General features: G+C 55.1%; 1 protein-coding gene. It reads left to right on the top strand.

The window, feature by feature from the left end:
• Nucleotides 1–18 precede the first annotated feature (18 nt).
• On the top strand, nucleotides 19–1080 hold a 1062-nt coding region (locus MJ797_RS21155), incomplete at its 3' end, for a hypothetical protein (protein ID WP_239339862.1).

Below are 1080 nucleotides of genomic sequence, written 5' to 3'. Positions count from 1 at the left end.
TTTGCGCTGGTTGGTTCGGTGGCCAGTGCGAGCGGGCCGGTCCTGACGACTTTTTCGGGAGCGGGTGCTGAGGGTTTCGCTTTTGCGATGGATAAGATGGCCTCGGACAGTCCGGGATATCTGCCTACCATCGGTCAGGCGTGTTTTGATACCGCGGCTTTTATTGAGGAGATCGCACTCAACATCGAGTATACCAAATATCTTATCATCGGCGAGCTTATCATTTTGTTCGTCGAGATTGCGTATGCGATTGCGATGGCGCCGTGGACGGGTACTGCCTCGTTGGGGGTGGTGCCGGTGCTTGAGGAGTTTGGCTGGCAGCTCGCTCGTGATTTTGTTGCAGATCTTGTTCGTAACATTGTTACCGGTATCATTTTCCAGGTCGCTCTTGATGTCGTCGCGCAGGTTGCTCAGTTTGCTACTGGTACGCGGAAGGTCTGGGATACTAACGCAACGAAGTCGTCGGTGATTACTGGTGTGGTCGGTGGTGTTCTGGGGTCGATATTTGAGCTTGGCGGGAAGATGTTTCCGCATGTGGGGCATAACAAGTTTTTTGAGGTGGTTAAGGGAAGCGCGCATGAGTATTTTACTGAGGGTTTCAGTAATTTGGTGCAGACTCATGAGTTTAATGCGTCGCTGTTTAGTTTGTCTGCGGGCGGTTTGGAAGAGGGCTTGGGGGCGTTGAAAGGTAGTGGGCATGGGCATGCTGGGGCGAATGTTAGTATGCCGGCTGGACCGGATGTGTCGAAGTTGCCTGCGCTTCCGGATTTTGATTTCACGGGGCTTTCTCCGCAGACGTTGAATGCGGCGGGTAAGGTTGATTGGGGGCAGTTGACGCCGGACCAGTTGATGGCGATGCAGCAAGAAAACCCGGCTATGCTGGGTCCAGCCTATTTTGGTAATTTTCCTCAGCTCCCGTCGGGTCAGGCGCCGATGAACAACGGTGGGCCGATGAACAACGGTGGGCCGATGAACAACGGTGGGCCGATGAACAACGGTGGGCCGATGAACAACGGTGGGCCGGTGAATGCTGGGTTGGGGAACGGTGGTGGGCCGGTGGATAACGCTGTGCCGGTGGCT

The sequence above is a fragment of the Protofrankia sp. CiP3 genome, from assembly GCF_917627345.1.
Taxonomy (GTDB): Bacteria; Actinomycetota; Actinomycetes; order Frankiales; family Frankiaceae; genus Protofrankia.
The sequence above is the reverse complement of the archived record's forward strand: the minus strand, read 5'-3'. Positions and strand labels throughout refer to the sequence as shown.